Below are 24,965 nucleotides of genomic sequence, written 5' to 3'. Positions count from 1 at the left end.
GGGGGCGGCCGGCGCCGCCGGTAGGGTGAACGGCCGTCCCCTCATCAGCGAAGGAGTCCCCTGTGGTCGCCGCCGACCTCGACGTGACCGTCGACCTCGCCCGGTCCCTCCTGCGGGAGCAGCACCCCGACCTCGCCGACCGGGCCCTGGAGCTGGTCGCGAACGGCTGGGACAACGTGGTGCTCCGGCTGGGCGACGACCTCGCCCTGCGCCTGCCCCGGCGTGAGCTCGGGGCGCAGCTCCTGCGCAACGAGCACCGGGTGCTCCCCCTGCTCGCCCCGCGGCTGCCCGTCTCCGTCCCGGACCCGGTCCGCGTCGGCGCGCCGAGCGCGGCGCTGGGCTACCCGTGGCCCTGGGGCGTGGTGCGGTGGGCCGACGGCGTCGCCGCCGCGACCGTCCCCGCGGCGCGCCGCACCCCCTGGGCCGAGCACCTGGCCCGCGTGTTCGTGGCGCTGCACCGGCCGGCTCCGGCCGACGCCCCCGTCAACGACTTCCGCGGCGTCCCGGTCGCGGCGCGGGACGAGGGCTTCGCGGAGCGCGTCGCGCTGCTGCCGGAGCGGGTCCGCGCCCGCGCCCGCGCGGTGTGGGCCGAGGCCCTGGCCGCGCCGGTGTTCGACGGCGACCCCGTCTGGCTGCACGGCGACCCGCACCCGGCCAACCTCGTGGCCGACGGCGACCGGCTCTCGGCCGTCATCGACTTCGGCGACGTGACCAGCGGCGACCCGGCGTCCGACCTCGGCACCGTGTGGCTCACCTTCGACGCGGAGGGCCGCGAGCGCTTCCGCGCCGTCGTGGACGCCGAGGCGCGCGACGGCCGCGGCTGGGACGCCGGGATGTGGGACCGCGCGAAGGGCTGGGCCGTGCTCTACACCGCGATCTGCTTCGCCTACCCCGACACCCACCCGGTCATGGTGGGCGTCGGTGAGCACGCGGTGGAGCAGCTCCTCGGCTGACCCCGCCGGACGCTCAGAACTGCACGGCCGTGGTGTTCGCGCCGCAGACCAGCACCGCGACCCGCTCGCCCGGCTCGGGCACATAGGTGCCGGACAGCAGCGCGGCGAGCGCCGTCGCGCCACCCGGCTCGGCCACGACGCGGGCCGCCTCCCACAGGGAGAGCTGGGCCGAGGCGATGGCCTCGTCGCTGACCAGCACGGACTGCGCCACGAACTGCTGGGCCAGGGGGAACATGAGCCCGCCCACCTGCTTCGGGGCGAGCGAGTCGGCGGCGATCCCCTCGGTGGGCGCGTCGACCGGCTCGCCCGCCGCGAGCGCCCGGTGCAGGGTGGGCGCGCCCTCGGGCTCGACGGCCACGACCTTGACGTCGCCGCGGAACCAGGCGGCGATGCCGCCGATCAGCCCGCCGCCGCCCACGGCGACCAGCAGCGTGTCGAGGCCCGGCAGGTCCTGGGCGATCTCCAGGCCGAGGGTGCCCTGCCCGATCAGCGTCTGCGGCTGGTCGTAGGCGTGCACGGTCATCGCCCCGGTGCCGGCGACGAACTCCTCGCTCGCGGCCAGCGCGTCGGCGTAGCGGTCGCCGCCCATGACGAGCTTGGCGCCGTAGCCGCGGATGCGCTCGGCCTTGGCCGGGGAGGTCACGCTCGGCACGAAGACGGTCGCGGGGATCCCGAGCCGGGCCGCGGCGTAGGCGACGGCGGCGCCGTGGTTGCCGCCCGAGGCGGCGACCACGCCGGCGTCGGGCACCTCGCGGGTCAGCAGGCTCGTGAACGCGCCGCGCGCCTTGAACGAGCCGGAGTGCTGGAGGCACTCCAGCTTGAGCGCCACGGGCTGCGCCGGCCGGCCGAAGTCGGCCAGGTCGACCTCCAGCACGGGGGTGCGGCGCACGTGCGGCCGGATCAGGGCCTCCGCGGCGCGGATCGCGTCCCGGGTCACCTCGGTCATCGTTCCCTCTCCTCCAGCATCGGACTCGGTCGTCATGAGATTCCCAGCTCCCGGTCGCGGTCCCAGTCCTCGGTCCACCCGAGCTGCTCGAACATCGCGTCCAGGATCCCGGCGGTGAACCCCCACACGAGGTGCGTCAGGTCGCCGTCGTGCACGTGGAAGCCGGGGCCGCGCCAGGTCTGGTTGCCGCGGCGCAGCACGGTGGTGAACCGGTTGGCGGGGTCGAGCAGGTCCGCCACGGGGGCGCGGAAGACGTGCGCGGACTCGGCGACGTCGACCACGCGCACGGGCGTGGGGCGGGCCCACCAGCCGAGCACGGGCGTGACCACGTGGTTGCTGACCGGCATGGGCAGCTCGCCGAACGCGCCGAGCACCTCCACGCCGGACGCGTCCAGGCCGGTCTCCTCGACGGCCTCGCGCAGGGCCGCGGCGACGGCGTCCTCCCCGTCGTCGGCGCGGCCGCCCGGGAAGGCGACCTGCCCGGCGTGGCTGCGCAGCGTCGCGGCGCGCGCCAGCAGCAGGACGTCGAGGTCGGCGGGCACCGCGAGGTCGTGGTCGTCGCGGTCGGTGGCCAGGTCGTCCAGCACGCCGAACAGCACGAGGACGGACGCGGGGCGCGCACCGCCGGTGAAGTCGCCGCGCGCGTACCGCCACGGGCCCTCGAAGCCCCGCTCGGCGAGGGCGACCAGCTGCTTGCGCGCGGATGCGGAGGAGCTCACCGACCGACCTTAACCCCGGCCGGGGACGCTCCTGGACGCGTCACCAGAGGAACGACCGCACCGCCGTCGCCACGGCCGACGGCCGCTCGCGGTGCACCGCGTGCCCGGCGCCCACCACGACGCGCGCCCGCACGCTGGGGTTGCGGATCATCAGCTCGACGCCGGTCCGGGGCTGGAACAGCGCGCCGCGGGCCGGGTCGGCGCCCAGCACGAGCGTCGGCACGGTCAGGCGGGTGACGACGGCGGTGTGCCGCCAGGGCGCGTTGTCGCGCAGGGTGTGCGCAACGGCAGCGGCGTCGGCCGCCTTCGCGGCGGCGGCCACGGCCGCGGCGTCCCGCCGGTCCCAGGCCGCGTGCGCGCCCTGCACCGACCGGGCCGACGGCGGGTGCGTGGCGTCCCGGATCTCCGCCTCGGAGACGGCCTCGAACCGGTCCTCCTCGACGTCGAGCGCGGGGTCGAGCAGCACGAGCCGGCGGGTGAACCGCCGGTCGGCGTCCGCGGCCAGCGCGCCGAGCAGGCCGCCCAGGCTGTGCCCCACCACGAGATCCCAGCCGGAGCCCAGGGCCCGGACGTCGGCGACGTGGTCGGCGAGCAGGTAGGACTCCGCCCGTGGGCTGGCCCCGTGCCCGCGCAGGTCCGGGGCGACGACCTCGTAGCCGTCGTCGGCGAGGGTCTCGGCGAGCCGCCACCAGGTGGCCCCGGCGGACACGATGCCGTGCAGGAGCAGCGCCCGGCCCGGGCCGGTGCCCCATCTGGTCGTGACGAGCTCGACGGCCGCGGGTGGTTGGGAGGTGCCGCCGGGAACTTCCTGCCACATCGCCATGAACAGAGGGTAACGACGGTATGTATACGGGTTTGAAACAATTGAACGTTTCTACCGCAATGTGGCGAGATCAGCGCCGTGCGCCACCAGCAGGGCCCGTGCGGCCGCCAGCGCCCGCTCGTAGACGGCGTCGTCGCGGAGCAGCACGGACCGGTCGTTCGCCGCGTTCAGCAGGGCGTTGATCTCGAAGGCGACCTGGTCGGGGTCGGTGCCCGGGGCGAGCTCGCCCGCGTCGAGCGCCAGCTGCGCCTGGTGCACCAAGTAGGACTCCCAGGACCGCTGCGCCGCCACGACCGCGTCGTGCACCGCGCCGTCGCGCATGTCGAACTCGATCTCGACGGTGCGGAAGAAGCACCCGCCCTGGAACACCCGCGCCCGCGAGTACTCGGTCCAGGCCAGCACGAGCGCCCACAGGCGCGCGAGACCGCGGTCGGCCGACCGCGCGCGGACGATGACGTGCTCGGTGTAGATCTCGGTCGCCCGCTCCACGGCGGCGAGCTGGAGCCGCTCCTTCGAGCCGAACAGGCCGGCGATCCCGCTCTTGTTCACCGGTACGGCCTCCGCCAGCGCGCCGAAGGACAGCGCGTCCAGCCCACGGACGGACGCCTCCTGCACCGCGTGGTCCAGCACGGCTCGGCGCGTGCGGTCGCCGCGCAGGCGGCGCAGATCAGTCGGCTCGTTCACACAAGAGAGTGTACGACCGTTCGCTCATTCGATAGTGTGCGAACGTTCGTACAGATTAATCGCCACCCCCGGAGGTCCCCGTGTCCCAGTCCCGGCGCGCAGCCCGCGCCCTGTTCCGCACCCTCGGCCGCGTCGCGCCCCCGGCCGCCCTGGCGCTCGGCGCGGCCACCTACTGGCGGGTCGGGGCGCCGGCGCCGGTCCGGGCCGCCGACCAGGCCGTCCACGACTCGGCACGGCGCACGCCGCTCGAGCACCGCCCCACGTTCCGCCGCGGCCGGGACGGCCGCCTCGGCGCCGGCGGGACCGTCACGGTGGCCACCTACGCCTGGGGCGACCCCGGCGCGCCCGGCGTCCTGCTGGTGCACGGCTGGCAGTCCCGCGCCTCGGCGTTCGGGCGGATCATCGAGGACCTCACCGGGGCCGGGCTCCGGGTCGTCGCCTACGACGCGCCCGGGCACGGCTCCTCCGGCGGGCAGCGGCGCACCGGGCTCGACGACCTCGCCGTCATCCGCCGGCTGTCCGACGCCGAGAACGCGCCGTGGGCCGGCGTCGTCGGGCACTCGCTCGGGGTGCTCGGCGCCGGGATCGCGCTGCACGAGGGCGTCGAGGCCGAGCGGTTCATTGCCATCTCAGGCCTCACCTCGTTCCGCGTCACGGCCGACGGGTTCGTCCGCGGGGCCGGGATCCCCTGGGCGCTGCGCGACGCCTTCGCGAGCGCCGCCCAGCGGTACGGCCTGCCCGACCACCCGGACGTCTACGAGCGCTTCGACCTGCTGCGGCACACCGTGCCCGCGTCCGTGCCCACCCTCTGGCTGCACGACGACGGGGACCGCGTGAACCCGCACCCGCTCTCGGTCCGGCTCCACGAGGCGCACGCGGACTCGAGCGAGCTGTTCACGACCACCGGGCTGGGGCACAACAAGATCCTCGGCGACCGGGCGGTCCGGTCGCGGATCCTCGACCACCTCGCGGCACCGGCACGCACCACCGCCCGCGTGACGGCCCACCGGCCGCCCGCGCGGTGAACTGCGCGGGCCGCCCGCGCGGTGAACTGCGCGTGAACTCTCCCCGACATCACCAGTCGGATACCAGAAACCTTCCCTGACCTGCGACGACGTCGTACCCTGCTGTCCGGTTTATACCCATTTCAACCGGAGGTAGGACGACGATGGAGCACACGAGCGACGGCGCCCTCGCAGCGACGGTGGTCAGCGTCCTGGCGGCCCTCTGGTTCGCCTGGACCGTCCGGCACTCCGGGCCCTGGTCCCGGCTTCTCCCCGTGGCCGGTGTGGTGCTCGCCGTCGTGGTCGCGGCGCTCGGCGCCCTGGCCGCGGTCCGCGCCTGGCCCGACGGCAGCGTGGTCACCGGCCGGGTCGTGAGCATCTACGTGGCGGCCCTCCTCGTGCACGGCGGCCTGACCCGGCTGTGCACCGGCCTGATCGCGAGCAGGTACCGCAGGGCCCGGGCCGCCGCGAAGGACGCCGACAAGGCCGGCGTGACCACCGGCAAGTCCCGGCTGCACCTGATCCCGACGGTCGTGGCGGTGTCCACGGCGCTCCAGGTGGGGATCGTCGCGAACACCCTCGCCGTGCCGAACCTGTACCTCGGCGCCGCGGCCGGGCTCGCGGCCGCGCTCCTCGCCTGGCCGCTCGGCTGGATCCTCCGCCTGGTCACCCGGCCGCGCGGCCACCGCCCCACCGCGGCGCTCGCCCACCCGCTGACCGGGCTGCTGACGGGCGCCACCCTGGTCGCGACGGCGGCCTGGCTGCTGCTCGCGCTCGGCTGACCAGGCCCGGCCCGCCGCGAGCCGCCCGACCCACCGGGATCTTTGCTTGGTCGCATAGACGAATCCTGTCACTGTTTGTCCATCTTTTGCTTGACAGTCGGCATAAGTCCTCCTATGTTCGACAAAGTCACCCGGTGGAGTACGTCCTGCCACGGGGGCGTGGCCGCCGTCGCCGACGACCACGTGACGCACCCCTGGAGGGAACGACGATGAGGTCCACCTTCGTGACAACGCTGTCACTCACCGCGTCGACGCCACCGGCCTCGCGCGCCTGAGCCCGTCCCCTCCCGAACTTCTGTCTCGCCGGGACGGCACTCCCGCCTGCCCGACGGTGTCGAACGGAGACCCATGCCCGAGAACAGCACTGACGCCCCAACCCAGTCCGGCGGCGTGTCCCGCCGCTCGATCCTGACCGGTACCCTCGCCGGGCTCATGGCGCCGACGGCGGCGCTGGCGCTCGGCTCCGACTCGGCCGCCGCCGTCTCGACGGCGGCCCTCGGCACGACCCGGCACATCACCGTGTACGCCGAGGCGCTGCCCGGGGGCCAGTACGGCTACGGGCTCACGCCCGGAAAGGCCACGATCCCCGGCCCCATCCTGGAGATGTGGGAGGGCGACACCCTCCAGGTCGAGCTCGTGAACACCACCGACAAGCGCCTGTCGATCCACCCGCACGGCGTGGACTACGCGACCGACTCGGACGGCAGCCCCTTCAACGACTCGTTCAACGAGCCCGGCGAGACCCGCACCTACGTCTGGAAGAGCCACAAGCCGAAGCAGCGCGCCGACGGCACCTGGATGGCGGGCTCCGCGGGCTACTGGCACTACCACGACCACGCGATGGGCGGCGAGCACGGCACCCCCGGGCTGCGCGCGGGCCTGTACGGCGCCCTCGTGGTGCGGCGCGCGGGCGACACGCTGCCCGACCGCCAGCACACCGTCGTGTTCAACGACATGACCATCAACAACAAGATCGCCCCCGACACCCCGATGCTGGAGGCGAACAAGGGCGAGAAGGTCGAGTTCATCGCGATCGGCCACGGGGACCAGCTCCACACGTTCCACGTGCACGCCCACCGCTGGGCGGACAACCGCACCGGCTACCTGACCGGCCCCGACGACCCCACCCGGGTGATCGACACCCGCGACCTCAACCCCGGCTCCTCGTTCGGGTTCCAGGTCGTGGCGGGCGAGGGCGTGGGCGCGGGCGCGTGGATGTACCACTGCCACGTCCAGTTCCACTCGGACGGCGGCATGGCCGGCATCTTCCTGGTGCGCAACGCCGACGGCAGCATGCCCGCCGGCGCCCAGGCGGCGATCGACCGGTTCCACGAGCACGGCGGCCACACGATGAGCGATATGTCCGCCACCGAGACCGAGTCGGGAGCCGCTGCCCATGCCGGCCACTGACCCCTACTCCCCGTTCACGCGCAAAGGAGCAGTGATGGAACGAACCCGAAGAGGCATCATCGCCGCGGTGGCCGGCGCCGCCCTCGTCGCCACGATGTCGACGACGCCGGCCGCGGCCCAGCGGAGCGCCACCGCCGTCGACACGGCCGTCGAGACCGCACCGGCGGCCGCCGCACCCGTCGCCGCCGCCACGACCGCCGCGGCCGAGCCCACCGTGCTCGTGTTCCACGGCGCGGCCGCCGACCAGGCCGACCCCGTCGCCGTCGCGACCCGGACCATCCGGGAGCTCGGTGCGGAGAACGGGTTCACCGTGCACACGGCCAGCGACCCGAAGGTGTTCACGGCCAAGAACCTCGCGGAGTACCGCGGGGTCGTCTTCCTGTCCGCCGAGGGCGTCGAGCTGAGCACCGCGCAGGAGGACGCGCTCAAGGCCTACGTGCAGGGCGGCGGCGGCTTCCTCGGCGTCCGCGACGCCGCGCGCGCCCAGGCCCGCTCGCAGTGGTTCACGGGCCTGATCGGCACGCGGCCCGCGGGCAACCTGCCCGACCCCCTGCCGGTGGCGAGCGCCACCGCGAGCGCCGAGAACGCGCCGAACGAGGTGGCCGCCAACCTGATCGACGGCGACTCCCGCACCAAGTGGCTGGCGTTCGAGCCGACGGCGTGGATCGAGCTCGAGCTGGAGGAGCCGCTCGCGGCCGCCCGGTACGCGCTCACCTCGGCCAACGACTCCGAGGGCCGTGACCCGCAGGACTGGACGTTGCAGGGCTCCACGGACGGCGAGACCTGGACCGACCTGGACACGCAGGCGGGCGAGGACTTCCCGGACCGGTTCGCCACGAACGACTACGACGTCGACAACGACGTGGCCTACCAGCACTACCGGCTGGACATCACGGCGAACGCGGGCGAGGACCTCACCCAGCTCGCCGAGATCCAGCTCTTCGACACCTCCGGCGAGGAGGAGCCGGACCCCGAGGTCCCGGTGCAGGAGGCGACGGTGAACGTCGTCGACCGCGCGCACCCCGCCAACGAGGGGCTGCCCCTGAACTGGACCCGGGAGGACCGGTGGCTCAACTGGTCGCCGAACCCGACGGGTGACGTGCACACGGTGGCGCAGGTCCAGGAGTGGGACTACGAGCCGGGCGAGGGTGCGAACGGCGCCTTCCACCCGATCTCGTGGTGCCGCGACTACGACGGCGGCCGCTCGTTCTACACCGGCATGGGCGGCACCGCGGCGAGCTACGCGGAGGAGGGCTTCCGGGACCACCTGCTGGGCGGCCTGCTCTGGGCGGCCGGCATGGTGCGCGGCGACTGCCAGGCGACCATCGCGGCGAACTACGAGGCCGAGCGTCTGACCGCGCAGAACACCGCGGGCACGCTCGACCAGATCGGCGAGCCGCACGGGCTCACCGTCGCACCCGACGGCGGCGTCTTCTACGTCGGCAAGGGCGCCTGCCCGTCCGGCCCGATCGTCTCGTGGGACGACCCGAACGTGGGGCTGGGCTGCGGCACGATCCACCGCTGGGACCCCGAGGCGGGCGAGACCAAGCTGCTGACCACGCTGGACGTGATGGGTAACCGCGGCAGCGGCAGCGAGCTGGTCAAGAACGAGGAGGGGCTGCTCGGCATCACGCTGGACCCCGACTTCGAGGACAACCACTGGCTCTACGCCTACTGGATGCCGCACGAGTCGATCGACGTCGTGAAGCGCGTGGGCCAGCGCACGGTCTCGCGCTTCACCTATGACGCGGCGGCCGACACGATCGACCAGTCCACCCGCAAGGACCTGCTGCACTGGGAGACGCAGATCCACAGCTGCTGCCACGCGGGCGGCGGCATGGACTTCGACAACGACGGCAACCTGTACATCGGGTCCGGCGACAGCAACTCCTCGGGCGGGTCGAACGGCTACTCCGGCAACAACTGGACGCAGGAGTTCGCGGGCCTCTCGTTCCAGGACGCGCGCCGCACGGCCGGCAACACGAACGACCTGAACGGCAAGATCCTGCGGATCCACCCGGAGGACGACGGCACGTTCACGGTCCCCGAGGGCAACCTCTTCCCCGAGGCGGACGACCCGGGTGACAAGACGCGCCCGGAGATCTACGTGATGGGCGTGCGGAACATCTCGCGCCTGGCCTACGACAAGAAGAACGACTGGCTGACGGCGGCCTGGGTGGGCCCGGACGCGGGCGCGCCGGACCCGGAGCTCGGGCCGGCCAAGTACGAGACCGCGACCATCATCACCTCGGCGGGCAACCAGGGCTGGCCCTACTGCATGGGCAACCGGCAGCCCTACCGCGACCGCAGCAACGAGGACGCCACGGTGCTCACGGGCTGGTACGACTGCGACCACCCGAAGAACACGTCGCCCCGCAACACGGGCCTGGTGGACCTGCCGCCCGTGCGCGACAACATGATCTGGTACTCGCCCAGCGGCGGCGGCCCGGTCTTCCCGAAGAACGAGGACGGCATCCCGTCGTACGTCGACGAGGAGGCCACGTACACCCAGCCGTACCTGCGGGGCGGCGGTCAGGCCGTGATGGACGGTCCCACGTACCACCGGTCCGAGGTGGACACCGACAGCGGAGTCGCCTGGCCCGCGTACTGGGACAACAAGTGGTTCATCGGCGACCAGTCGAACGCGAGCAACCGGATCGCCGTCACGGTGAACCCGGACACGGTCGACGAGGCCGGTCCCCCGGTCTTCGCCGAGGACCTGCGCAAGATCATCCAGGGCGGCGCGGGCAACGAGCAGGTGCAGAGCTGGATGGACGCCAAGTTCGGTCCGGACGGCGCCCTGTACCTGCTGGACTACGCGGGCGGCTTCTTCTCCCTGCACCCGAACCAGAAGCTCGTCCGGATCAGCTACAAGGGCGGGGCTCCCACCCCGGTGCCGGCCGCGTCCGGCACGAGCGTGCAGAGCTCCCCGCTGACCGTCGCCTTCACCGGTGACCGCTCGGGCGGCGTCTCGTACGCCTGGGACTTCGGGGACGGGAGCACCTCGACCGAGGCCAACCCGCGGCACACCTACGCCCGCGTGGGCAGCTACGACGCCACGCTGACGGTGACCTACGCCGACGGCGAGACGTCCACGGTCGAGGTCGCGGCCGAGACCACCTGCACCATCCCGGACGACCGGGGCACCGTGTGGTTCGGTGACACCGACAGCGGCGTCACCAACGACGACCTGGGCGGCTGCACGATCAACGACCTCGTCCAGGACGAGCGCGAGTGGGACACGAACGGCCGGTTCGTCAACCACGTCACGGCCGTGGCCGACCAGCTCCGGGCCGACAAGGTGATCACGGTCGCCGAGCGCAAGAAGCTGATCAGCGCGGCGAAGTCGTCCGGCATCGGGGCGGAGGGCAGCACCGGCTACCGGTGGCTGTTCGACGGCACGGCCGAGCAGCTCGCGGACTGGCGGCAGGCCCCGGGCGGCAAGTTCGACCTGAAGGACGACGGGTCGATCCTGTCCACCGGCGGGCTCGGCATGCTCTGGCACCCGGGCGAGGAGCTCGGCGACTTCTCGCTGAAGCTGGAGTTCAAGGACGTCGCGCCGGAGGGACGGTTCGCCAACAGCGGCGTCTTCACGCGGTTCCCCGACCCGCGGGTGGCGCGTGACGACCGGCCCGAGTGCGGGCAGGGCACCGACGCCGAGGCCTGGGTGGCGATCTACTGCGGCCACGAGATCCAGCTCTACGACGGCCCCACGGGCGAGGTCCAGAAGACGGGTTCGGTGTACAACTTCGACCCCAACACGCTTCAGGACGCCGGGGTGACCCCGAAGGGCGAGTGGAACACCTACGAGATCCAGGTGGTCGGCCAGCAGTACACGATCATCCGCAACGGCGAGGTGATCAACGAGTTCGAGAACTCACCGGGCAAGGAGTCCTCGCGCGCCGGTGACCCGCCGACCGACCTGCGGCAGTTCCTGCGCGGCTACATCGGTCTGCAGAACCACAGCGACGCGGACGCCATGGAGTTCCGCAACATCCGGGTGCGTGACCTGTGACCGGGCCCGCGGAGACGAGAGGAACACCCATGCGACACAGACTGTCCCGCCTGCTGGCGGTGGCGGCGGTCGGCGCCCTCGTGGCGCTGCCGCTGGCACCGGCCACCGCCGCCGAGACCACCACCGTCAAGCCCGTCGCCGACGTCGCGCCGGACCGGGCCGCCACCCAGGCGGCCGACCCGGCCGCCCAGGCCGACCAGGTGCTGAACTTCACCGCGAGCGCGAGCGTCTCGGCGTACAGGTCGGCACCCACGACGGCGGCCGCCGGGCCGACCACCATCGTGTTCGAGAACAGCACGGCGACCGGCAACAACATCGGGATGTCCCACACCCTGACGTTCGACACGGGCACCCCGGGCTACAACCAGGACGTCACCCTGGACATCCTGGCCAACCCCCTGGACGCCAACGGCGGCCGCTACGAGGCCGAGGTCAACCTGACCCCGGGCACGTACCGGTACTTCTGCGCCATCCCGGGGCACAGCACCATGGTGGGCGAGCTCGTGGTCACCGAGGGCGGCGGTGGCGACGACACCACCGCCCCCACGGTCACGGCGGACGTCGCCGGTGACCAGAACGACGAGGGCGCCTACGTCGGCTCCGCGAGCGTGAGCCTCGCGGCCGACGACGGCGACGGCTCGGGCGTCGAGTCCGTGGAGTACGACCTGGACGGCGCCGGGTACACCCTGTACACCGCGCCGGTCGTGCTCGACGAGCCCGGCACCTACATGCTGGAGTACCGGGCCACCGACGCGGCGGGCAACGTCTCCGAGCCGGAGATGCTGCACGTCACGGTCGTCGCCCCCGACGGCGAGGACACCACGCCGCCGGAGGTCACCGCCGAGGTGACCGGGGACCTCGACGCGGACGGCGCCTACGTCGGGTCCGGCACCCTGAACCTCACGGCCAGGGACCCCGGATCGGGTGTGGCGGGCATCGAGTACGACCTCGACGGGGCCGGCTGGGCGGCGTACACCACGCCCGTCGTCGTCGACACCCCGGGCGAGCACACCGTGGCCTACCGGGCCACGGACCGGTCCGGCAACGTCTCGGAGCCGGGTTCGGCCACGTTCACCGTGGTCGAGGCACCCCCGGTCGACGAGACGGCGCCCACCGTCACGACCCAGGTCACCGGCGAGCAGGACGCCGACGGCGCGTACATCGCGTCGGCGACGGTCGCGATCCTCGCCGAGGACGCCGGGTCGGGCGTCGAGTCCGTCGAGTACAACCTGGACGGCGACGGCTGGACGGACTACACGGAGCCCGTGGTCGTGGACGTCACCGGCGCCCACGAGGTGGCCTACCGGGCAACGGACGCCGCGGGCAACACGTCGGAGCCCGGGAGCGTCGAGCTGGTCGTGGTGGACGGGCAGGACCCGCCGGACACCACGCAGCCGATCGCGTCGGCCCAGGTGGACGGCGACCAGGACGACGAGGGCTTCTACCTCGGGTCCGCGACGGTCACCATCACCGCCCGGGACGACGAGTCGGGGGTGGCGTTCATCGAGTACGCGCTCGACGACACCGCCTTCCGGGAGTACACCGGCGCCGTTAAGGTCACGGAGCCCGGGTCGCACGCGTTCGCGTACCGGGCCACCGACAACGCGGGCAACGTGACCCGGACCGGCACCCTGCGGTTCGACGTCGCCCGCGGCGCGATCGACGCCTGCCCCGTCTCGGACGAGCGCGCCACGGTGATCATCGGCAACAAGGACAGCAAGGTGACCAACTACGACACCGGCAACGGGTGCACGGTCGCCGACCTGGTCGACGCGGACGGCGGGTGGGTCAGCCACACCGCGTTCGTGAGCCACGTGCAGCAGGTCGCCGACCAGCTCGACGACGCCGACGTGCTGACCGCACAGGAGGTGACGAAGCTGGTCCGGGCCGCCCGCCAGTCCGACGTCGGGCGCTAGCACCGGCCCGGCAGGACAGGCACGACCCTTGAGACGGAGCGGACCGTCTGCCCCCGGGCAGGCGGTCCGCTCCGCCGTTCTCCCTGGTGCGCCGAGCCCGTCCTGGGCACACTGGGCGGATGACGTCCACGGCCGGTTGGGCAGTTGTCGGTGTGCCGTCCAGCGCCGCGGCGCACTCCCGCGGGCTGGAGAAGGCCCCGGCCGCCCTGCGCGCGGCCGGGCTGCTCGGCGCCCTGGCGGCCGCCGGCGTCGACGTCCGGGACGACGGCGACCTGCCGACCGCGACCTGGCGCGCCCACCGCGCGCCGGGCGAGCCGAACGACGTCGGCCGCGTGATCGACGGCCTGCGCGGCGTGCGGCGGCGCGTCGGCGCGGTCCTGGCCCGCGGCGAGCGGGCCCTCGTGCTCGGCGGGGAGTGCACGGTCGCCCTCGGGGTGGTCGACGCCGTCGCGGAGCGGCACCCCGACGTGGCCCTCGTGTACGTGGACGGCGGCCAGGACCTCCAGCTCCCGCCCGACCACCCCGACGAGCCGATCCTCGACTCGATGGGCGTCGCCCACCTCCTCGACCTGCCCGGCGCCTGGGCCCCGCTCGCCGCGGCCGGCCACCGGCGCCCGCTGCTGAGGGCCGACCGGCTCGTCTACCTCGGGTACTCGGACGACGAGGAGGACGTCCACGGGCTCGTCCCCGCGGTCCGGATCCCCGCCGCGCAGGTGCTCGCCGACCCGGAGGACGCCGCCCGCCGCGCCCTGGCCGCCGTGGGCGGCACCCCGTTCGTGCTGCACCTCGACGTCGACGTGCTCGACTTCCTGACCCTCCCGGTGGCCGACGTGCCGACGTACGGCCGCGGCCTCGTCCCGGCGACCCTGGACCGCGTGCTGCGCACCCTCGCCGCCGACCCCGGCCTGGTCGCCATGACCTGCGTGGAGGTCAACCCCGACCACGCGGACGAGGCGGGCCTGCGCGGCGTCGTCCGGCTGCTGGCGGGCGCGCTCGGCGCCTCCTGATCCCGGGAACGACGGCGCCCCGCCCCTCCGCGAGGAGGGACGGGGCGCCGTCGGTCGGTGACGCGTTACGAAACCAACGACCGCAGCACGTACTGCAGGATGCCGCCGTTGCGGTAGTAGTCCGCCTCGCCCGGGGTGTCGATGCGCACCACGGCGTCGAACTCGACCTGCGAGCCGTCGGCCTTGGTCGCGGTGACCTTGACCGTCTCGGGCGTGACGCCCTCGTTCAGCGCGGTCACACCGGTGACGTCGAAGACCTCGGTGCCGTCCAGGCCCAGCGAGTCGGCGTTCTGGCCGGCCGGGAACTGGAGCGGCAGCACGCCCATGCCGATGAGGTTGGAGCGGTGGATCCGCTCGAAGCTCTCGGTGATGACGGCCTTGACGCCCAGCAGCGCGGTGCCCTTGGCGGCCCAGTCGCGCGACGAGCCGGAGCCGTACTCCTTGCCGCCGAGCACCACGAGCGGGGTGCCGGCCGCGGCGTAGTCCTGCGCGGCGTCGTAGATCGTGTCCTGGGCGCCCTTCACGAAGTTGAAGGTGAAGCCACCCTCGACGTCGTTGAGGAGCTGGTTGCGCAGGCGGATGTTCGCGAACGTACCGCGGATCATGACCTCGTGGTTACCGCGGCGCGAGCCGTAGGAGTTGAAGTCGCGGCGGCCCACGCCGTGCTCGGCGAGGTAGACGCCCGCCGGGCTGTCCGGCTTGATCGAGCCGGCCGGGCTGATGTGGTCGGTCGTGACCGAGTCGCCGAGCTTGGCCAGCACGCGGGCGCCGGAGAAGTCGGTGACAGGCTCCGGCGTCATGCCCATGCCGTCGAAGTACGGGGGCTTGCGCACGTACGTGGACTCGCTGTCCCAGGCGAACGTGTCGCCCTCGGGGGTCTCCAGCGCGGCCCAGCGCTCGTCGCCCTTGAAGACGTCGGCGTAGTCCGACTCGAACATCTTGCGGTCGATCGAGGACTCGATGGTCGCCTGGACCTCGTCCGGCGACGGCCAGATGTCGCGCAGGAACACGGGGTGGCCGGCCTCGTCGCGACCCAGCGGGTCGTGCTCGAAGTCGAACTCCATGGTGCCGGCCAGGGCGTACGCGATGACCAGCGGCGGGGACGCCAGGTAGTTCATCTTGACGTCCGGGTTGATGCGGCCCTCGAAGTTGCGGTTGCCCGACAGCACCGAGACGACCGACAGGTCGTGCTCGTTGACGGCCTCGGAGACCTTCTCGTCCAGCGGGCCGGAGTTGCCGATGCAGGTGGCGCAGCCGTAGCCGACCAGGTGGAAGCCCAGCTTCTCGAGGTACGGCCAGAGGCCGGCCTTCTCGTAGTAGTTGGTCACGACCTGCGAGCCCGGCGCCATGGAGGTCTTGACCCACGGCTTGGACACGAGGCCCTTCTCGACGGCGTTCTTGGCGAGCAGCGCCGCGGCGAGCATGACCGACGGGTTCGACGTGTTGGTGCAGGACGTGATCGAGGCGATCGCGACCGCGCCGTGGAACAGCTCGAACTCCTTGCCGTCGCTGTTCGTGACGTGCACGTGCTTGCGGCCGTTCGTGGCCGGCGCCGGGGCGTCGGACGCGGGGAACGACTCGACGCCCGCCTCGTCGGCACCCGCGGAGAACTCGGGCGCGTAGTTCGGCAGGTCGTGCAGGAACGCCGACTTCGCGTTCGTCAGCTCGATGCGGTCCTGCGGGCGCTTCGGCCCGGCGATCGAGGGGACGACCGTGGACAGGTCGAGCTCGAGGTACTCGGAGAAGACCGGCTCGGCCGAGTCGGCGTCGAGCCACAGGCCCTGCTCCTTGGCGTACGCCTCGACCAGGGCGAGCTGCTCCTCGGAGCGGCCCGTCAGGCGCAGGTAGTCGACCGTGACCGAGTCGATCGGGAAGATCGCGGCCGTCGAGCCGAACTCCGGCGACATGTTGCCGATGGTGGCGCGGTTCGCGAGCGGCACCTGGGCCACGCCCTCGCCGTAGAACTCGACGAACTTGCCGACCACACCGTGCTGGCGCAGCATCTGCGTGATCGTGAGCACGACGTCGGTGGCCGTCACGGCCGCCGGGATCGAGCCGCTCAGCTTGAAGCCGACCACGCGCGGGATGAGCATCGAGACGGGCTGGCCGAGCATCGCGGCCTCGGCCTCGATGCCGCCGACGCCCCAGCCCAGCACGCCCAGGCCGTTGACCATGGTGGTGTGCGAGTCGGTGCCGACGCAGGTGTCGGGGTAGGCGCGCAGCACCGGCGCCTCCCCGTTCACGGAGACCTCACGCGTCATGACGGTGCGGGCCAGGTACTCGATGTTGACCTGGTGCACGATGCCGGTGCCCGGCGGGACGACCTTGAAGTCGTCGAACGCCGTCTGGCCCCAGCGCAGGAACTGGTAGCGCTCGTGGTTGCGCTGGTACTCGAACTCGACGTTGCGCTGGAAGGCGTCGGCGCGGCCCGCGACGTCGATCTGCACGGAGTGGTCGATGACCATCTCGGCGGGGGCCAGCGGGTTGATCTTCGTGGCGTCGCCGCCGAGCGCGGCGACGGCCTCACGCATCGTGGCGAGGTCCACGACGCAGGGCACGCCGGTGAAGTCCTGCATGATCACGCGCGCCGGCGTGAACTGGATCTCGGTGTCGGGCTGCGCGTCCGGGTCCCAGGACGCGAGGGCACGCACGTGGTCGGCGGTGATGTTCGCGCCGTCCTCGGTGCGCAGGAGGTTCTCGGCGAGGATCTTCAGCGAGTACGGGAGGCGCTCCACTCCCTCGACCGCACTGAGCCGGAAGATCTCGTAGGACTTGCCGGAGACCTCCAGCGTTCCCTTTGATCCGAACGTGTCCACGGTGCTCACTCGGGCTCCTTCTGCGGGGCTGACGGTGCGTCGGCTCTCACAGGCGCGGTCATCGCGCGAAGGAGCCGCCGCATGGGTTCCAGGGGGCTTCACCCAGCCTAGGCCGGGCTGCTGGAGCCAGCATATCGCATTTATCTTGACGTCAAGATATCTGCCGGCCGGGCGCCCGTCTCCTCCACGTCGGCCGCGGGCGCCTGGAGCGTCCGCACCACCCGCCGCGCGATCGCGGCGTTGCCCGCGTCGGTCGTGTGGATCCCGTCCTCGTGCACCAGGCGGCCCTGGACGATGTTGGGGTCCAGCAGCGACACGTACGTGGCCTCCGCCTCGGCCGCCGCGGCCCGCACCGCGCTGTCCAGGGCGCGCGCCTCCAGGCCGACCGCCCAGGGGGTGGAGGGCCCGACCGACACGATCTCGGCGTCCGGGAACCGCTGCACGGCCAGGGCGTACGTGTCGGCCACCGCCTCGAAGACCGGCCCGGGCTCGGCCCGCAGGTCCTTGAAGTCGTTCTGCCCGCCGGCGATCACCACGATGTCCACGCTGCCCTTCGGCACCGACCGGAGCTGGGCCGGGTAGTTCAGCTTGTCCAGCTCCGGGTTGCCCTTGACGAACCCCGTGCCGCCGTCGGCCACGTTGAGCTCGCGCCAGCCCATCTTCTCGGACACCAGGGTGCTCCACCGCAGCTCGGGCGACGTCGCGCCCTGCCCTACCGTGTAGGAGTCGCCGACGAAGAGGGCCACCGGCTCCTTCTCGGCCACCGGGGACGGCGAGGGCGACGGCGACGGGGACTCCGCCCAGACCGACGGCGCGCCCCGCGGCGCGGGCACCGAGGCCCCGCCCGTACCGCCGACGGCGATGCCGCCGGCCCCCAGGACCATGCCCACCAGGACGGCGACGGCGAACGCCGCCACCACCGACACCGCGATCCCGCCGCTCACCAGCCACCGCTTCACGGTGCGCATCCTATGCGTACTGACCTGGGGTTTCGTCCACCGTCCAGCCCTGCCGGTCCAGCACCGCGACCGCCTCGACGTGGTGCGTGTGCGGGAACAGGTCGAACCCGCGCACGCCCGTCAGCGCGTACCCGTGCGCGGCGAGGTAGCCGACGTCGCGCGCGAGCGCGGCCGGGTCGCACGCCACGTAGACGATGCGGCGGGGCTCGCGGGCCGCGATCGCGTCCACCACGGCACGCCCGGCACCCGACCGCGGCGGGTCCAGCACGACGACGTCCGCGGCGGGCACCTCGGCCTCGCCCGGCCCGCCCGCCAGCACGCGGTCCACGGCGCCCAGCCGCAGCTCCACCTGCCCGTGCGCGTGCGCGTTGCGGCGGGCGTCCTTGACGGCGCGCTCGTCGCCCTCGACGGCGACCACGCGGCCCTCGTGCCCGACGGCGTCCGCCAGCGGCAGCGTGAACAGGCCGGCGCCGGAGTACAGGTCCAGCACGGTCGCGCCGGCCAGCTCCCCCGCGCTCGCGCCGGCGGCGTCCAGCACGGCGCCCGTCAGGACGGCCGGCGCCTCGCGGTGCACCTGCCAGAACCCGTCGGCGGCCACGCGGTAGCGGTGCGTGCCCCACGGGCCGGTCACGACCTCGGTCACGGCGCGGCGCGCGTTGGGCCGGGAGTCGGGCTTGCCCCGGCGCCACGGCTCGCCGTCGACCAGCAGCGCCGGGTCGCCCTCGGACGGCGCGACGAGCTCCAGCCGCGCGCCCGGCGTCCACGTGCGGGTGAACACGTCCTCGGCTACCGCGAACGCCGCCAGCTCGGCGGAGGCCAGCGGCATCTTCTTCAGCGCGACGATGTCGTGCGAGCGGTGCTTGCGCATGCCGGCGTGGCCGTCGGCGTCGGCCACCAGGTCGATCCGGGTGCGGTAGTGCAGGCCGCGGCGCTCGTCGTCGGCGGGCGCGGCCTCGACCGTGACGTGCTCGGCGAGCCAGTCGGCGTCGAGGCGCGCCAGGCGCTGGAGCTGCTCGACGAGCACGGCGGTCTTCCAGCGGCGCTGCGCGGGCAGGGCGACGTGGGACAGCTCGCCGCCGCCCACGCCGTCGGCGCCGGCCGCGGGCCACAGGGGCTCGACGCGGTCGGGGGACGCCTCGAGCACCTCGACGGCGTCGGCGCGCCAGAAGGTCGGGCCGCCCTCGGTGACGCGGGCGCGGACGCGCTCCCCCGGCAGGGTGTGGCGCACGAACACGACGCGGCCGTCCAGGCGGGCCACGCAGTGGCCGCCGTGGGCCACGGGGCCGACCTCCAGCTCGAACTCCTGCCCCACCTCCGGCCCCGGGGCGGCGTCGCTCACGCGCCGCGCGCGGCCGGGCCGCGGGGAACGCTGGGGACGACGGCGCGGGCGGCCGCCCTGCTCGGGGTCTGCGGGCGCGGTGCGACGGTCGGGGTTGCGGGGCATGTGCTCAAGTATCGCCCACGGCCCGTCCGGACCCCGCCCGATCAGGCGCGCGGCTGCGTCACATCCGGCGGCGTCACACCCTGCGACGTCACATCCGGCGGCGTCACATCCGGCGGCGTCACATCCGGCGGCCGCGCAGGAAGGTGTCGCCCTCCAGCCCGGTCTGCCCGCGCGTCGAGGCGAGCTGCCACGGCACGGACGCCACCACGACGCCGGGCGTGAACAGCAGGCTGCCCTTGAGCCGCAGCGCCGACTGGTTGTGCAGGAGCTGCTCCCACCAGTGCCCGACCACGTACTCCGGGATGTAGACGATCACGAGGTCGCGCGGCGACTCACGGTGCACGGACCGCACGTACTTGACCACCGGGCGGGTGATCTCGCGGAACGGCGAGTCCAGGATGCGCAGCGGGACGGGCAGGTCGAGGGCCTCCCACTCGGCGGTGAGCCGCTCCACGTCCTCGCGGTCCACGCCCACGCTGACGGCCTCCAGCACGCTGGGCCGCGCGGCGCGCGCGTACGCCAGGGCGCGCATGGTCGGCTTGTGCACCTTGGAGACCAGCACGACGGCGTGCACGCGGCTCGGCAGCGCCCGCGCCGCGGAGACGTCGTCGAGCGCGAGCTCGTCGCGCACGCGGTCGTAGTGCTTGCGGATGGCCCGCATGAGCACGAACAGCACGCCCATGGCCAGCAGGGTGATCCAGGCGCCGTGGGTGAACTTGGTGAGCAGCACGATGATCAGCACGATGCCGGTCAGCCCGAACCCGACGCCGTTGACCAGGCGCGAGCGCTTGTACCGGCCGCGCACCGCGGGGTTCGGCTCGGTGCGCAGCTCGCGCGTCCAGTGCCGCAGCATGCCGAGCTGGGACAGCGTGAACGACACGAACACGCCCACGATGTAGAGCTGGATGAGGCGGGTGACCTCGGCGTCGAACACCACGATGAGCACGATCGCCGCGACGGCGAGGGTGACGATGCCGTTGGAGAACGCGAGCCGGTCGCCGCGGGTGTGGAGCTGGCGCGGCAGGTAGCCGTCGCGGCCGAGGATCGAGCCGAGCACGGGGAACCCGTTGAACGCCGTGTTCGCGGCGAGCACCAGGATGAGGCCCGTGACGGCGGAGACGGCGTAGAAGGCCGGCGGGAAGCCCGAGAAGACGGCCTCCGCGAGCTGGCCGATGACCGGGATCTGCACGTAGTGGTCCGAGACCGGCTCGCCGTTCAGCGTGAGCTGGCTGTGCGGGTCCTCCGCGAACTGGACGCCCGTGGCCTGGGCCAGCAGGAGGATCGACATGATCATCGTCGCGGAGATCGTGCCGAGCAGCAGCAGCGTGGTCGCGGCGTTGCGCGACTTGGGCTTGCGGAACGCAGGCACGCCGTTGCTGATGGCCTCGACGCCGGTCAGCGCGGCACAGCCCGACGCGAACGCCCGGGCCAGCAGGAACGCGCCCGCGATGCCCACCAGGCCCTGGTCGAACGCGGCCTCGGCGGACAGCTCGAAGTCCGCGCTCTGCGCCTGGGGCAGCGTGCCCGAGAAGAAGCGGAACGCGCCCGTGACGATCAGGGCCCCGATGATCGCCATGTAGCAGTAGGTCGGGATGGCGAACGCCGTGCCCGACTCCTTGACCCCGCGCAGGTTGACCAGGGTGAGCAGCGTCACCGCGATGACGGCGGCGAGCGCCTCGTGCCCGCGCAGCCCGGGGATGGCGGCGGAGGCGTACTGGGCCGCCGACGAGATCGACACGGCCACGGTGAGCACGTAGTCCACCAGCAGCGCGGACGCGACGCCGATGCCCGCCGAGGGGCCGAGGTTGGTGGTGGCGACCTCGTAGTCGCCGCCGCCCGACGGGTAGGCGTGCACGTTCTGCCGGTAGGACGCCACCACGATGAGCAGCACCACGACCACCACGAGACCGACCCATGGCGAGAACGCCAGGGCCGCGATACCCGCCAGTGACAGGGTCAGCAGGATCTCGTCCGGGGCGTACGCCACCGAGGAGAGGGCGTCCGAGGCGAAGACCGGCAGCGCGATGCGTTTGGGCAGCAGCGTGTGCCCCAGGCTCTCGCTGCGCATGGGGCGGCCGACCAGAAGTCGTTTGGCCGCATCGACGATGTCCGACACGTTGGAAGACTCTATGCCCGTCGATGGCCGGCGGCGCACCTGGCGCACCATCGTCACCCCCGGCGCGGTAGCGTTCCGTCCGTGCACTTCGTCATCATGGGCTGCGGCCGCGTCGGCTCCAGCCTCGCCCAGGAGATCGACGGCCGCGGGCACTCCGTGGCCGTCATCGACCAGAACCCGGACGCGTTCCGGCGCCTGCCCGCGGACTTCTCCGGCAAGAAGGTGACCGGGGTGGGCTTCGACCGCGACACGCTCGTGCAGGCGGGGATCGAGGACACGTACGCGTTCGCGGCGGTGTCCGACGGCGACAACTCCAACATCCTGTCCGCGCGCGTGGTCCGGGAGACGTACGGGGTGGACAACGTCGTCGCCCGGATCTACGACCCGCACCGGGCCGAGATCTACCAGCGGCTCGGCATCCCGACCGTCGCCACGGTGCGCTGGACGGCGGACCAGGTGCTGCGCCGCATGCTGCCGCTGGGCTTCACCGACGAGTACCGCGACCCGTCCGGCACGGTGCGGCTCGCGCAGATCGAGTACCACCGGCGGTGGGTCGGCCGGCCCGTGCTCAACATCGAGGCCGCCACGGGGGCGCGCGTCGCCTTCGTGACCCGCTACTCGTCGGCGATCCTGCCGACGCCCGACATCGTGCTCCAGGAGAACGACGTGCTCCACGTGCTCATGGCGGCCGACCGGTCCGCCGAGATCGAGCGGATCCTCACCGCCGCGCCGACGGCCGAGGAGGACTGATGCGCGTCGTCATCGCCGGGGCGGGCTCCGTGGGCCGCTCGATCGCCCGCGAGCTGCTGAGCCACGAGCACGAGGTCACCCTGATCGACAAGAACCCGGCGGCCATGCGGGTCTCGCAGGTCCCCGAGGCGGAGTGGGTGCTCGCGGACGCGTGCGAGCTGCCCGCGCTGGAGGCGTCCGAGCTGGAGCAGGCCGACGTCGTCGTGGGCGCCACCGGCGACGACAAGGTGAACCTGGTGTTCTCCCTGCTGGGCAAGACGGAGTTCGGGGTGCCGCGCACGGTCGCGCGCGTGAACAACCCGAAGAACGAGTGGATGTTCGACCAGTCCTGGGGCGTGGACGTCGCGGTCTCGACCCCGCGCATCATGACCGCGATGGTCGAGGAGGCCGTGGCCGTCGGCGACCTCGTGAAGATCTTCAGCTTCAGCCAGTCGCGCGCCGACATCCTGGAGCTGACGCTGCCCGCCGACTCCCGGGTCGCCGGGACGCGGCTGGGCCAGGTCGTGTGGCCGGCGGACGTCACGCTCTCGACGATCGTGCGCGACGGCCGCCCGCTGGTGCCGAGCCCGGACGACACCCTGGAGGCCGGCGACGAGCTGCTGCTGGTCGCCGGCTCGGACGCCGACACGGACGCGCTGCAGAAGCTGCTGGTCCCGAAGGGCTGAGGCCCGGCGCGGCGTCAGGCCTGCGCCGCGGCCTTCGGCCGGCGCACGACGTACCAGGTCAGGTACAGCACGAGCGCCCAGAGCGGCACGCCGAGCAGCAGGTGGAACGTGCCCAGCCAGGCGACGTCGCCCGCGAAGTAGAGCGGCGTCTTGACCGCGAGGCGCAGGGCGAACAGCCCCACCCAGAGCCAGGTGGCGATCGAGTACATGCGCATCTTGGCCGGGTCGGACCGCCAGGCGGTCAGGGCGGCGAAGACCGAGGGCTGGTCGTCCGGGCGGTCCGCGTCGGCCTTGACGGCGTCCGGCGTCAGGCCGGCGCGCAGCGCCTCCACCACGTAGCCGACGGCGGGGCGGCGCGCGAGGATCGTGCCGAGCAGCACCACGAGGTAGGCGGCGTTGAGCAGCAGGCCGCCCGCGTAGTAGTCCTCCGCGTCGCCGGACGTCCAGGCCCAGACCACGCCGACGGCGATGCCGAGCAGGCCGCCCAGCGCCTGCGTGACCGGCGTGCGCTGCACCAGGCGCGCCACGACGAGCACCAGCGCGGCGACCACCGACGCGATCAGCGGGACGGTCAGGTCGTTGGTGATCACGAACGCGACCACGAACACCAGGCCGGGCAGCACCGCCTCGACCAGGCCGCGGACCCCGCCCACGGCCTGCGCCGCCGAGAACTCGTCGCCGGTGAGGGCGCGCATGCCGCGCGCGGGGGTCTCTGCGGGCTGCGCTGCGGACTGGGCCACGGGCCGCTCCGGGGGCACGTCAGGACGTGCGGGATCGCTCATGGGGGCTATTGTGCCTCGCCCGGCCGGGGCCTCAGCTCGTACCGCGGGTTGAACATGGTGCGCCGCCCGTCGACGTCGCACACCATGCCCTCGACCCGGATCCGGCGGCCCGGCTCGATGCCCTCGATGGTGCGGCGGCCGAGCCACACGAGATCCAGCGCCCCGGAGCCGTCGAACAGCTCCGCCTCCAGGGTCGGCACGCCCTCGCGCGGGCGCAGCACGACCGAGCGCAGCACGCCCGCGACCTTGCCCCGGGAGCGGGTGGGCACGGACGTGACCGCCGCACAGCCGACGTTCCTGGAGGCGTCGGCGCGCTCCGCGGTGTCGCTGACCTCCTCGTTCGAGGCCAGCGTCGCCGCGATGCGTGAGGCGAGTGCCGAACGGAACCCCATCAGTGGTTCACCTCGTCAGCCGATCTGGGTGATCTCAGGACCCCGCCGCAGCGGGTTGAAGTCCGACATCTGCGGTGCGGCGTCCTGCGGACCGGCCGGCTCCTGCGCCGGCTGTGCACCATCCTTGCGCGCCGACTTCGGCAGCGCCAGGGGCAGCAGGTCGCGCGGCGGGCGCGGGCTCTGGTCCCGCACCACGACGATGTTCGCGAACACGGACTCCAGCGGCTTGGCCGCCTCGGCGTCCAGCGCCGCCCGGCCCGCGAGCACGCCGCGGATGAACCAGCGGGGCCCGTCCACGCCCACGAACCGCGCCGGCCGCTGGCCGGGCTGCCCGTCGGGGCCCGTCACGGGCATGCGCACCAGCAGCTCGCGGCCGAACACGCCGGGCACGTCGTCCACGATGCCGCCCTGCCCGCTCACGGACTGGGCGATCTCGTGCCGGATCTCGTCCCAGATGCCCTCGGTGCGCGGCGCGGCGAACGCCTGGATCTGGAGGTTGGACCCCTCCAGCGCGGCCGTCACCCCGGTGACCTTCTGCGTCTTCTTGTCGATCTCCATGCGGAGCTCGAGCCCGGGCATCACCGGCAGCCAGATGGCGCCGAGGTCGACCCGGGGGCCCATCTCGTCCACCTGGGACCGGTCGAAGGGTCCGTGGGGCCGCTTCTGCTGCTCGGCCTCCACCGACGCCCACTCGACCGAGGCGGGCTCCTCCGCCGTACCTCGTCGGCTGAACAGACCCACAGCCACACTCCTTCGTCGTTCGTCGATTGCTCGCCCCACCG

20 protein-coding genes are annotated in these 24,965 nt (G+C 73.1%); 9 read left to right on the top strand and 11 right to left on the bottom strand.

The window, feature by feature from the left end; all coding sequences use genetic code 11:
• Positions 1-62 precede the first annotated feature (62 nt).
• Positions 63-953 (top strand): aminoglycoside phosphotransferase family protein, encoded by an 891-nt coding sequence (locus ACFV9Q_RS01400; protein ID WP_377232821.1) that lies wholly within the window; start codon positions 63-65, stop codon positions 951-953.
• Between the two features lie 13 nt (positions 954-966).
• Here ACFV9Q_RS01400 and ACFV9Q_RS01395 read toward each other — a convergent pair whose 3' ends face one another.
• The 4 genes from ACFV9Q_RS01395 to ACFV9Q_RS01380 are packed head-to-tail and all read right to left on the bottom strand — an operon-like array spanning position 967 to position 4,125.
• The gene (locus ACFV9Q_RS01395; protein WP_377232820.1) at positions 967-1,899 is read right to left on the bottom strand and encodes a threonine/serine dehydratase; all 933 of its coding nucleotides are present in this window, start codon (positions 1,897-1,899) and stop codon (positions 967-969) included.
• Positions 1,900-1,931: 32 nt separating this feature from the next.
• Positions 1,932-2,618 carry an NUDIX hydrolase gene (locus tag ACFV9Q_RS01390; protein ID WP_377232819.1) on the bottom strand — a complete coding sequence of 229 codons (687 nt, stop codon included), beginning with the start codon at positions 2,616-2,618 and terminating at the stop codon, positions 1,932-1,934.
• A gap of 40 nt (positions 2,619-2,658) precedes the next feature.
• Entirely contained in the window at positions 2,659-3,441 is a 783-nt protein-coding gene (locus ACFV9Q_RS01385; RefSeq protein ID WP_377232818.1) for an alpha/beta fold hydrolase, read from the bottom strand.
• A gap of 51 nt (positions 3,442-3,492) precedes the next feature.
• Positions 3,493-4,125: a TetR/AcrR family transcriptional regulator gene (locus ACFV9Q_RS01380; RefSeq protein WP_377232817.1), complete on the bottom strand. Its 633-nt coding sequence runs from the start codon at positions 4,123-4,125 to the stop codon at positions 3,493-3,495.
• A gap of 80 nt (positions 4,126-4,205) precedes the next feature.
• On the opposite strand from ACFV9Q_RS01380, the gene ACFV9Q_RS01375 reads away from it, so the two are divergent.
• From ACFV9Q_RS01375 to ACFV9Q_RS01350, 6 genes are all read left to right on the top strand, one after another.
• Complete coding sequence (locus ACFV9Q_RS01375; protein WP_377232816.1) at positions 4,206-5,150, top strand: alpha/beta fold hydrolase; 945 nt, start codon at positions 4,206-4,208, stop codon at positions 5,148-5,150.
• Between the two features lie 143 nt (positions 5,151-5,293).
• Positions 5,294-5,911 (top strand): hypothetical protein, encoded by a 618-nt coding sequence (locus tag ACFV9Q_RS01370; RefSeq protein ID WP_377232815.1) that lies wholly within the window; start codon positions 5,294-5,296, stop codon positions 5,909-5,911.
• A gap of 348 nt (positions 5,912-6,259) precedes the next feature.
• The gene (locus tag ACFV9Q_RS01365; protein WP_377232814.1) at positions 6,260-7,321 is read left to right on the top strand and encodes a multicopper oxidase domain-containing protein; all 1,062 of its coding nucleotides are present in this window, start codon (positions 6,260-6,262) and stop codon (positions 7,319-7,321) included.
• A gap of 34 nt (positions 7,322-7,355) precedes the next feature.
• Positions 7,356-11,336 (top strand): ThuA domain-containing protein, encoded by a 3,981-nt coding sequence (locus ACFV9Q_RS01360; RefSeq protein WP_377232813.1) that lies wholly within the window; start codon positions 7,356-7,358, stop codon positions 11,334-11,336.
• A 29-nt stretch (positions 11,337-11,365) separates the two neighbouring features.
• The gene (locus ACFV9Q_RS01355) at positions 11,366-13,252 is read left to right on the top strand and encodes an OmpL47-type beta-barrel domain-containing protein (protein ID WP_377232812.1); all 1,887 of its coding nucleotides are present in this window, start codon (positions 11,366-11,368) and stop codon (positions 13,250-13,252) included.
• Positions 13,253-13,371: 119 nt separating this feature from the next.
• A complete protein-coding gene (locus ACFV9Q_RS01350) occupies positions 13,372-14,259 on the top strand; it encodes an arginase family protein (RefSeq protein WP_377232811.1) in 888 nt (295 codons plus the stop codon).
• 65 nt (positions 14,260-14,324) lie between these two features.
• Here ACFV9Q_RS01350 and acnA read toward each other — a convergent pair whose 3' ends face one another.
• From acnA to ACFV9Q_RS01330, 4 genes are all read right to left on the bottom strand, one after another.
• On the bottom strand, positions 14,325-17,084 hold the full coding sequence (gene acnA, locus ACFV9Q_RS01345) for an aconitate hydratase AcnA (protein WP_377232810.1): 2,760 nt from the start codon (positions 17,082-17,084) through the stop codon (positions 14,325-14,327).
• Between the two features lie 131 nt (positions 17,085-17,215).
• Positions 17,216-18,034, bottom strand: a complete 819-nt coding sequence (locus tag ACFV9Q_RS01340) for an SGNH/GDSL hydrolase family protein (protein ID WP_377232809.1) — start codon at positions 18,032-18,034, stop codon at positions 17,216-17,218.
• A 10-nt stretch (positions 18,035-18,044) separates the two neighbouring features.
• Positions 18,045-19,478 (bottom strand): class I SAM-dependent RNA methyltransferase, encoded by a 1,434-nt coding sequence (locus tag ACFV9Q_RS01335; RefSeq protein WP_377232808.1) that lies wholly within the window; start codon positions 19,476-19,478, stop codon positions 18,045-18,047.
• Positions 19,479-19,596: 118 nt separating this feature from the next.
• Entirely contained in the window at positions 19,597-21,594 is a 1,998-nt protein-coding gene (locus ACFV9Q_RS01330) for an APC family permease (protein WP_377231622.1), read from the bottom strand.
• A 96-nt stretch (positions 21,595-21,690) separates the two neighbouring features.
• Here ACFV9Q_RS01330 and ACFV9Q_RS01325 point away from each other — a divergent pair, with 96 nt between their 5' ends.
• Entirely contained in the window at positions 21,691-22,344 is a 654-nt protein-coding gene (locus tag ACFV9Q_RS01325; RefSeq protein WP_377231626.1) for a potassium channel family protein, read from the top strand.
• Positions 22,344-23,009 carry a potassium channel family protein gene (locus ACFV9Q_RS01320; RefSeq protein WP_377232807.1) on the top strand — a complete coding sequence of 222 codons (666 nt, stop codon included), beginning with the start codon at positions 22,344-22,346 and terminating at the stop codon, positions 23,007-23,009. The genes ACFV9Q_RS01325 and ACFV9Q_RS01320 overlap by 1 nt, the downstream gene beginning before the upstream one ends.
• A 14-nt stretch (positions 23,010-23,023) precedes the next feature.
• Here ACFV9Q_RS01320 and ACFV9Q_RS01315 read toward each other — a convergent pair whose 3' ends face one another.
• The 3 genes from ACFV9Q_RS01315 to ACFV9Q_RS01305 form a co-directional block, all read right to left on the bottom strand.
• A complete protein-coding gene (locus tag ACFV9Q_RS01315; RefSeq protein WP_377232999.1) occupies positions 23,024-23,704 on the bottom strand; it encodes a DUF3159 domain-containing protein in 681 nt (226 codons plus the stop codon).
• 92 nt (positions 23,705-23,796) lie between these two features.
• The gene (locus ACFV9Q_RS01310; RefSeq protein WP_377232806.1) at positions 23,797-24,183 is read right to left on the bottom strand and encodes an OB-fold nucleic acid binding domain-containing protein; all 387 of its coding nucleotides are present in this window, start codon (positions 24,181-24,183) and stop codon (positions 23,797-23,799) included.
• Positions 24,184-24,198: 15 nt separating this feature from the next.
• Positions 24,199-24,924, bottom strand: a complete 726-nt coding sequence (locus ACFV9Q_RS01305) for a DUF3710 domain-containing protein (RefSeq protein ID WP_377229575.1) — start codon at positions 24,922-24,924, stop codon at positions 24,199-24,201.
• Between the last annotated feature and the right edge of the window lie 41 nt (positions 24,925-24,965).

Origin of the sequence: Promicromonospora sp. NPDC059942 (assembly GCF_042731755.1) — a bacterium.
GTDB lineage: Bacteria > Actinomycetota > Actinomycetes > Actinomycetales > Cellulomonadaceae > Promicromonospora.
Note: the sequence above shows the minus strand (reverse complement) of the source record. Positions and strands in the feature narration are given on the sequence as shown.

What these genes read in the sequence shown, in the direction of transcription:
- ACFV9Q_RS01395 (WP_377232820.1), bottom strand. Translation starts at nt 1,899, where the DNA reads ATGACCGAGGTGACCCGGGACGCGATCCGCGCCGCGGAGGCCCTGATC.
- ACFV9Q_RS01385 (WP_377232818.1), bottom strand. Translation starts at nt 3,441, where the DNA reads ATGGCGATGTGGCAGGAAGTTCCCGGCGGCACCTCCCAACCACCCGCG.
- ACFV9Q_RS01370 (WP_377232815.1), top strand. Translation starts at nt 5,294, where the DNA reads ATGGAGCACACGAGCGACGGCGCCCTCGCAGCGACGGTGGTCAGCGTC.
- ACFV9Q_RS01365 (WP_377232814.1), top strand. Translation starts at nt 6,260, where the DNA reads ATGCCCGAGAACAGCACTGACGCCCCAACCCAGTCCGGCGGCGTGTCC.
- ACFV9Q_RS01360 (WP_377232813.1), top strand. Translation starts at nt 7,356, where the DNA reads ATGGAACGAACCCGAAGAGGCATCATCGCCGCGGTGGCCGGCGCCGCC.
- ACFV9Q_RS01355 (WP_377232812.1), top strand. Translation starts at nt 11,366, where the DNA reads ATGCGACACAGACTGTCCCGCCTGCTGGCGGTGGCGGCGGTCGGCGCC.
- ACFV9Q_RS01350 (WP_377232811.1), top strand. Translation starts at nt 13,372, where the DNA reads ATGACGTCCACGGCCGGTTGGGCAGTTGTCGGTGTGCCGTCCAGCGCC.
- ACFV9Q_RS01335 (WP_377232808.1), bottom strand. Translation starts at nt 19,478, where the DNA reads ATGCCCCGCAACCCCGACCGTCGCACCGCGCCCGCAGACCCCGAGCAG.
- ACFV9Q_RS01325 (WP_377231626.1), top strand. Translation starts at nt 21,691, where the DNA reads ATGGGCTGCGGCCGCGTCGGCTCCAGCCTCGCCCAGGAGATCGACGGC.
- ACFV9Q_RS01320 (WP_377232807.1), top strand. Translation starts at nt 22,344, where the DNA reads ATGCGCGTCGTCATCGCCGGGGCGGGCTCCGTGGGCCGCTCGATCGCC.
- ACFV9Q_RS01315 (WP_377232999.1), bottom strand. Translation starts at nt 23,704, where the DNA reads ATGCGCGCCCTCACCGGCGACGAGTTCTCGGCGGCGCAGGCCGTGGGC.
- ACFV9Q_RS01310 (WP_377232806.1), bottom strand. Translation starts at nt 24,183, where the DNA reads ATGGGGTTCCGTTCGGCACTCGCCTCACGCATCGCGGCGACGCTGGCC.